The organism is Bacteroidales bacterium (assembly GCA_018334875.1).
Taxonomy (GTDB): domain Bacteria; phylum Bacteroidota; class Bacteroidia; order Bacteroidales; family UBA12077; genus JAGXLC01.
On record JAGXLC010000102.1, the window covers coordinates 1 to 8,294 of the forward strand.

9 protein-coding genes and 1 tRNA gene are annotated in these 8,294 nt (G+C 41.1%); 4 read left to right on the forward strand and 6 right to left on the reverse strand.

The annotated features are described in order from the left end of the window. The 6 genes from KGY70_09905 to KGY70_09930 all read right to left on the reverse strand — a co-directional run. Positions 1 to 863, reverse strand: an 863-nt coding sequence (locus KGY70_09905; GenBank protein ID MBS3775492.1) for an acyltransferase, incomplete at its 3' end; no start/stop codon positions are given. Next, positions 860 to 1,561 carry a hypothetical protein gene (locus tag KGY70_09910; protein MBS3775493.1) on the reverse strand — a complete coding sequence of 234 codons (702 nt, stop codon included), beginning with the start codon at positions 1,559 to 1,561 and terminating at the stop codon, positions 860 to 862. The genes KGY70_09910 and KGY70_09905, both read right to left, overlap by 4 nt. Before the next feature lie 209 nt (positions 1,562 to 1,770). After that, a tRNA-Gln gene (locus KGY70_09915) sits at positions 1,771 to 1,842 on the reverse strand. An 83-nt stretch (positions 1,843 to 1,925) separates the two neighbouring features. After that, positions 1,926 to 3,482, reverse strand: a complete 1,557-nt coding sequence (locus tag KGY70_09920; protein ID MBS3775494.1) for a PspC domain-containing protein — start codon at positions 3,480 to 3,482, stop codon at positions 1,926 to 1,928. Then, positions 3,479 to 3,829: a PadR family transcriptional regulator gene (locus KGY70_09925; GenBank protein MBS3775495.1), complete on the reverse strand. Its 351-nt coding sequence runs from the start codon at positions 3,827 to 3,829 to the stop codon at positions 3,479 to 3,481. Before KGY70_09925 ends, KGY70_09920 begins: the two co-directional genes overlap by 4 nt. A 3-nt stretch (positions 3,830 to 3,832) precedes the next feature. Beyond that, on the reverse strand, positions 3,833 to 4,435 hold the full coding sequence (locus KGY70_09930; protein ID MBS3775496.1) for a PspC domain-containing protein: 603 nt from the start codon (positions 4,433 to 4,435) through the stop codon (positions 3,833 to 3,835). Positions 4,436 to 4,615: 180 nt separating this feature from the next. Between KGY70_09930 and KGY70_09935 the strand changes: the two genes are divergently transcribed. From KGY70_09935 to KGY70_09950, 4 genes are all read left to right on the forward strand, one after another. Further along, complete coding sequence (locus KGY70_09935) at positions 4,616 to 4,801, forward strand: DUF2797 domain-containing protein (GenBank protein ID MBS3775497.1); 186 nt, start codon at positions 4,616 to 4,618, stop codon at positions 4,799 to 4,801. A 106-nt stretch (positions 4,802 to 4,907) separates the two neighbouring features. Beyond that, positions 4,908 to 5,492, forward strand: coding sequence for a non-canonical purine NTP diphosphatase (locus KGY70_09940; GenBank protein ID MBS3775498.1), 585 nt, complete (start codon positions 4,908 to 4,910; stop codon positions 5,490 to 5,492). A 6-nt stretch (positions 5,493 to 5,498) separates the two neighbouring features. Continuing rightward, the gene (locus KGY70_09945) at positions 5,499 to 7,796 is read left to right on the forward strand and encodes a T9SS type A sorting domain-containing protein (protein ID MBS3775499.1); all 2,298 of its coding nucleotides are present in this window, start codon (positions 5,499 to 5,501) and stop codon (positions 7,794 to 7,796) included. 53 nt (positions 7,797 to 7,849) lie between these two features. Then, a partial coding sequence (locus tag KGY70_09950) for an alpha/beta hydrolase (protein ID MBS3775500.1) occupies positions 7,850 to 8,294 on the forward strand: 445 nt, incomplete at its 3' end.

Below are 8,294 nucleotides of genomic sequence, written 5' to 3' on the forward strand. Positions count from 1 at the left end.
TTGATGCCCCCACTTCTCCCGGTTTCAAGATAAGAAAAAGGATCATAAAAATCCCGGATCAGTGCCTTCATCCATGGGGGCATATGAAAATAACCGTATTTTTTGGCATAAGCCTGAGACAACAACTCAGCCATACCATATTCCGAATGGATGCGGTCAACACCAAAACTACGCATCAGAATCTGATGAAGCTCTTCCCGCGTGATTTCTTCCCTACGTCCCTTCATACCACCGGTCTCCATAATTATGGTGTTCTTCAATTGAAAAGTAAACTTTTCAGCCAGCTCAACAAGGGCATGGCTAACCCCAAAAAGGATGATCCGCTGATTTTGCCTGTCCAGACGCCTAAGCTTATTTGCCAGTAGATCATAATCATCAAGATAAAAACCGCTGTCCGGATGGCCCGATTGTTCGATAAACTCATTCACCATGAAAACCAGGGAAGAACCTTCCTGTTCCAGATAACCGGGCAGCAGGGCAAGAATGCAATAATCATCAACCGGACCGTAAAAACGCTTAAAAGTCTCCAAAAAACTTTTTCGATAGAGATCCAGACGCTTAATGTAATGCCTGCTTCTGTGCATTCCCGTGGTACCGCTGCTGAAAAACACTTTCTCCCATTGATCCCCTTCGGTCATGATTCTATGATGCTTAAAAAATTCAATGGGTAGAAAAGGGATATCCCTGACGGTTTTCACCTTATGGGGATTTATTCTCAATAACTGGCAATACCTTCCATATACCGGATTATTATGAATCTGATAAAAAAAAACAGAAAGAGCCAGTTGGTCAAATTCATTTTCTGACCGGATGCGAAATAAATGCTTTTCTATTTCAGAGGGATCATAGATAATCCGGTTCATAAATCGGAAAAATGCTTCCTAAAGGACTCGCTGATTTGTTTTAAAACATCTTCTGTCATATCCGGTGAAAAGATCCGGATCACCTCTACCGGCTCACCACCTTTATAAATGGTACCAAGCGCCTTATCAAAATTTGAATGGGGAGTTTCCTTTTTCACATTTTGAGTCAATTTTTCCAGTTCATCCCAATCCAATTTTCGTGGTAATTGCAAGTAACCTATATAGGGATCATCCAGATCGGTAAAAATACCTTCTTCAATTTCTTCAAGATGAAAAAATTTCCTCACCTGAATCCAGGCATCCCCATGCAGGCTTTCTTCAAAAGGATACATATTGATCCCTTCATATTCATAAGCCTTAATCAACCGGGGAACCACATTTTCAGAGATATTCCTCAGCCGCATTACATAATAAGACTTGTTATCAATCGTAATTTCCCCCAAAGCCGAAGATACTTCTCCGCTGATCTGACCTTCTGCAGATTTTGCAGCTATCTTAATATCCTGATCCAATCTGTCCGGCATGATCGCGAGATAATAAAATTTAACAAAATGGGATTTATGTCTTATATGAGCCCCGGGAAAAGGGTCTACTGACTCCAGAACCAGATAATTCTTAAGGGATTTCATTTTGAGGGTATGCACATGTTCTTTCTTTTCTATGAGACCATATGCACTCATTACATTACTAGTAGCCATAGTTGATTCAATTTATCATACTCGTTAACACGGAAAAAGAATTTTTATTATCATGTATATTCAAAAAAGGCCGATTAAAATTGGGACATTTCAAATTGATTTATCCGTGCAAATTAAAACAAAAATCAGGCAGATAAAACATTGGGATATGGAAAAATGAAGCCATTAAAAAAGCTGCCTTGAAACAGATTAAGGCAGCTTTTATTACGCTGACCCACCAGGGTTCGAACCTGGACTCTTCAGGACCAAAACCTGACGTGTTGCCATTACACCATGGGTCATTCTTCCTTTTTGATTCTGCAAAGATAAAAAAAATATTTCTACGCCAAATAAAAAAACAAACCGGATGGTAAGATTTTTCTAATCAGTGTTTATGCAAAATGAGCTCATCTGCTTTCATTCTCCAGGTTTTACCTCCCATTTCCGACCTACTCAGATGCTGTTCGTTATTTATACCTTTCAGATATTCTTCGGCATCTTCATGAATGGTAATTTGCTTTCCTTCAGGAACCTTAATAAACACTTCAACATGTTGGATCCGGTATTGACTGGCTTTGGGAACTTTAAAATGAGAAGCCAGTGCGAGGGTTGAGTCTTTTCTTTCCCATTGATAATTTATTTTTTCTGCATATTCCGAAGCATTATCGAAAGTTTTACCCCGCGATATTTTTTTTATCCTGAGCCTGTAATGCTGATCGTTGCTTTTTTGAATGTCGATGGAAGGCGCAAGATAGAAGTTATCCTCTCTGTCAATTCCCTGAATAGGACGTGCATCATCTGCAAACGGATTGTTGTTGAGATAATACTCGGGGGCTTCTGAATGATCAATTTGCAGCATCAGATTGCCAGTGCCAGCAATATCGAGCACTTGTTCCTCTACTTTATAGGATTGTATTCCCAGATTGCGGACCTGCCACATGATCGTTCCCGGCAGATAGAGCAAAGCGGCAATCCAAATAATAACGCCTGTAAGAATGAGCGCCTTGTCATTGGCCTTAAAATTGGTGACCAGCTTGACCCCTCCATAGATGATAAACAAGAGGGGAATGGAGACAAACAGAAAGAGGGATATAATGAGCAAAGTGAAGGCAGTTTTAGTAAACAGGGATTTTATAAGGAAATAGAAAGGCACCTGTATATCAAACAGGTCAGGAAAAGGAAATTCAATGAACGTCACCTCCAATATTGAAAAAAGGGCTGCAACACCAGCCAGAATAAGGCATATGCCAATCAGAATCATCAGTATTTTAAGGAAAATTTTCAGTATCTTACCCAATACCTGAAACATTTCATTCAAGGCATTGGTCATGTTTTTATATTGATCAGAGCGCTGAAATTTTTTGAATCTTCCCCTTACCTCTTCATATTCCCGCTTTACATTCTTTTCAATATTGGAAATGGTAACCCTTTCTCCTTTCATTTCAAGTTTCTGGGCATAGGTTTTGGCCGGGGGAACAAAGATCCATAGCAAAATGTACGCTACTGCTGTAAAACCATAGGCCAGTATAAGTAAAACAAAGATGAGCCTTATCCACACCGGATCAATATTGAGGTAAGCCCCGATTCCTCCGACTACACCCCCAAGAATGGAGTTGTCAGGGTCGCGGTACAATTTTTTGCCGGTGGACTTGGCAGCAAAATCCTCGCTTTTTTTTTCATCATCGGTAAAATCTTCCGGTTCCCCCATACTTTCAATAACCTCTGTAACATCCTCAATAGTGACAACCTGTTTATAATCTGACAATTTGCTTTGAAAAAGTTCTGTCATTCTGAGCTCAATGTCACTGATGATCTCGGCACCTTCTTTTGTTTCCCTAAAATGGCGGTGAATTTTCTCCAGATAAGCGCTTAATTTTTCGTAAGCATCCTCATCGAGATGAAAGATGATTCCGCTGAGGTTTATTTTGACCGTTTTTTTCATGATTGATCCGTTTTATGATTCCTTTTTTCGTTGATCCGGTTAACTGCCTTAATAAGTTCATTCCATGATTCATCCAGTTCTTTGAGATATTCTCGTCCCTTTTCCGTAAGGGTATAATATTTTCTGGGAGGTCCCTGTTTTGATTCTTCCCAGCGGTATTTCAACAAGCCGGCATTTTTTTGCCTGGTAAGCAAAGGATAGAGTGTGCCTTCCACAACAATCATCTTTGCTTCCTTGAGCTCATGAATTATTTCGGAGGCATAACAGTCCTTTCGCGCAATAATAGCCAGGATACAATATTCCAACACGCCCTTCTTCATCTGAGCTTTTGTATTCTCAATTTTCATGGGTTAATCGTTTTTTTTACGTTTGAAGTTTTGCTTCATATCTTCATATTCAGAGCGGGCTTTTTGCTTAAAGTCGGAAAAGGTAAATGACTGCCCTCTCATTTCCATCTTCTGAGTTATGCTGGATGCCTGGGGCGTAATCAACCACATTATCAGATAAACGAGAAGCCCCGAACCAAAGACCAGAAAGATGATGATGAATACAATCCTGAAAAGCACGGGATCAGCATTGAAATACCATCCCAGACCGCCGCATACTCCTCCTAAAACCTTATTTTCAGGATCTCTGTAAAGTCTTTTGTTATTACTCATTTTTTGGCCTCCCTGTTTTGTATTTTGTTCTTCCGCAGAAACGTATGCTTCCGGCTCTCCCAGGGTTCCGATCACTTCCTCTACGTCCTGGAGATTAATTACCTGTTTTTGGGAAGTAATCTTTTCTGAAAACAGCTCTGCTATGCGCGTTTCGATCTCCTGAAGAATCTCATAGCGTTCGTTTCCGGGAAATTGCTTTTCCACAGCTTCCAAATACGACTTCAGCATTTCAAAAGCATCTTCATTGATGTGGAACAACATTCCCGCCAGATTAACTGAATACATCTTTTTCATGCCCTATTGATTTTTATTTTCTACAAAGATATGTAAAAAATATAGTAATATGCAATACAAGGTACCAAAAAATATATAATATTTTGTGTTATATAATAGCTTATATGGAATATCCGAAGCCTCAAAGAAGGAAAGATTGATGGGTCATCTATTCAAAAAATACTTACCTTTGAGAAAAAAATGAAAACAGCGGGCAATTTGATGAAGATGTCAACAACTCACACAAATACAGTGAGTTTTGATGAAATTGATAAATATACCGGAGTGCTTAATGGCATCAAAGGGCAGTATTTCATTTTTGAAGACGGCTCGGTTTTCAATCTCCGTAAACATAATGGATATCTGGCTGAAATTGAAATTCATTAATATCTTTGTGATGATTCAACTCCGGTATGTATATCGGGGAAATATGAAACTTTTTATGAACCGGATCGATGTTCTTATTAGATTTGGCAGGTAAAAAATGACGATTATGGAATTAATCTTTGCCACCAACAACCCTCATAAGTCGAGGGAAATTCAGGCCCTGGTGCCTGAAAAAATAACAATTTTGAGTTTAAAAGATATCAATTTTCAGGGGGATATACCCGAAAACCAGGCTACCCTGGAAGGAAATGCCCGTGAAAAGGCCTGTTATATCTATGAAGGATATGGAAAGAATTGTTTTGCCGATGATACAGGGCTGGAAATAGATGCCCTGAACGGAGAACCCGGAGTTTATTCGGCAAGATACGCCGGAGCGGATAAAGACCCCCAGGCTAACATGGATAAGGTGCTTAAAGAACTGGAAGGGATTCCGGACAGAAGGGCCCGTTTTAGATGTGTTATTTCCCTGATCATTGATGGAGAAGAAAAACAATTTGAGGGAGTAGTCAACGGGCAGATTCTTCAGGAAAAGAGAGGAAGCGAAGGCTTCGGATACGACCCCATTTTTTTACCGGCCGGGTATGATAAGACTTTCGCAGAGATGCCGCTGGAGCTGAAGAATAAAATAAGCCACAGAAGCCAGGCCATTAACAAACTGGCCGACTATCTCTCACACTATATGGATCGTTAATTGACGATGGAACATCCTGTCAACATGAAAATTATTGCCTGTTTCATTATGACCGGTTTATTCTGCTCCCTGCCTTTTATTGGCGCCCGGGCACAGATCCCTGTGGGTAAATGGCGGGCACACCTGTCCTATGATTCCATACAGGATGTTACCGGATCAAAGGAGCGAATTTTTGCAGCCGCTCAATCGGGTATCCTGGTTTATAACAAAAATTACAACAGCACCGAAACCATAGATAAAGTGAAAGGTTTGAGTGAGGCGGGAATTTCTTCTCTTGGTTACTCAAAGAACCACCAGGCTCTGCTGATCGGATATCAAAGCGGCAATCTGGATGTTCTGAAAGACGGAGACGTTACCAATCACCCTTATATTAAGGACCATGCTTATTATACGGAAGGAAAGATTGCCGGCATCACTTTCAGACAAGGAAAGGCATTGTTAAGTTGTCCTTTTGGAATTGCGGTATTTGATATGGACCGGAAAGAATTCCTGGAAACCTATCAGCCCGGAAAGAATCAGGTGTCAAAGGTTCACGATGTGGCATATGATGACAAGAACTATTATGCGGCTACTGAAAGCGGATTATTTTATGCAGATATTAATACACCGGATCTCTATGATCCGGAGAGCTGGGAGCAGGTAACTGCATTTCCCAATTATAACAGAAGGGTGAAAGAGGTAGAAGTATTTAACGGATATACCTTGATAAATGTACAAAAGGAAGGGGATAAGTCGGAAATCTATTATATGAATGATTTGAATAACTCCGTATTGCTTCTGGAAGGGAAGGTTGAAACATTGAAAAGTAGCACGGATAAGTTTTATATAGGATTATCGAACGCCATCCGAATTTATGCCAGTGATTTGAGTTTTGTTGATGAAATTACGGAATACGCTTCTCTGCGCTCCCGTCCGAATTCAATTTACCCCGTTTCAGGAGGAAATGTATGGATCGGCGATTCCCGGGCAGGGCTTATCAGGCTTAGTGGCAATGCCGCGGAAAGCATTGTGCCCGATGGCCCTGCAACGGACCATGCTTTTGCAATGGTGAGCGAGGGTAACCGTATTTTTTCAGTTCCGGGAGGATATGACGACCAGTTTAACCCAAAAAACAGAAACGGGGCAGTACAACAGTTTTCCGGCCAGGAATGGAATAATAGGCTCTTTTCACAATGGAAAGATTTTGTGGATATTGTAACAGCACCTGAAAGCAAAGAGGATTTGCTAATAGGAAGCTGGGGTGATGGAATACTGGAAATCCGGGAGGGAAAGATTAAAAATCAATTTGTGGAAAACAACAGCAGCCTGGAAGCATATAATGATGGGGGAGTATATGTACAAGATATGGCATGGGATGAGGAGGGAAACCTCTGGGTATTGAATTACGGTAGCGCACACCCGTTTAAATTCATGGAGGCCAATGGCAATTGGAAAGTCTTTGAATATGAACCTTTACAGGATAAAGTACCAATGGGACTTCTGTCCGCAAAAAATGGCTACAAATGGGGCTTCCTGAATGATTCTCCTTATCTTTTTGTTATCGATGACAGGAATACCCCTTCCCAAACGGAAAATCACAGGGTCAAGATAACCGAGGCCAGAGACAACAACGGAAAATCGTATGCCAGCAGAATTTATGCCATTCAGGAAGACAGGGAAGGGAATATATGGTTTGCAACCGACGAAGGCATTGGCGTAGATTATGATCCGCAAAGTATATTTGAGGAAGACACTTATCAACCCAACCGCCCCCGAATTTCAGAGGAAGGTTATACCCATTTTATGCTGCGCGACAATATCGTTACGGATATTGCCGTAGATCCGGCAAATCAAATTTGGTTTGCTACTCAAACTTCCGGCGTTTTTGCCTACAATCCGAAGGCACAGGAAATGGTCCATCATTTCACAGCTTCTTCCAGCCCGCTTTTAACGGACACGCTTCAGTCCATTGCGGTGAATGAAACAGGGGAAGTATTTATGGGCACCAGCCGGGGTATGATCTCTTACCGGAGCCATACTTCTAAAGGTCAAGATACCTTTGAGGATACCTATGCTTTTCCCAATCCTGTGCCTCCGGATTACCAAGGTACTATAACCATAACCAGCCTGGTAGAAAATGTGAATGTAAAAATCACTGATATCAACGGAAATCTTTTATATGAAACGATAGCAAAAGGGGGACAGGCCACCTGGAGCGGAAAAGATTTTTCGGACCGGCCCGTCGGAAGCGGCGTTTATCTTATATTCCTTACCAATAAAGATGGATCGAAAACTCATGTTGAAAAATTATTGTTTATCCGGTAAATTGCCTTATATTTTCCCGTCATTTATGTTGAACCCAAAATATTATATATACTATGGCAGCAATACAATTCAAAGGGAAAAAAATACACTACACCATCCAGGGAGAAGGTGAACCATTGTTTTTGATCCATGGTTATCTTGAAGCACTGGAAATCTGGGATGAGTTTGCTGAAGCCCTGGCTAAAGACCATATGGCAATAAGAATGGACCTTCCGGGCCACGGAAAATCCGAAGTTGTGGAGGACACGCATAGTATGGAGCTGTTGGCTGAGGCTGCCAATGCAGTGCTTGAGGAAAATCAAATATCTTCGTGCTCCATGATCGGACACTCGATGGGAGGGTATGTAACGCTTGCTTTTGCCGATAGGTATCCTGAAAAGATAAACCGTTTTTCATTATTCCATTCCCATCCCTTTGCCGACAGTGAACAGGTAAGACAAAACCGGCAGAACGCCATTGAAAAAATTAAACAGGGAAAGAAGGAAGAGATATGCCGGT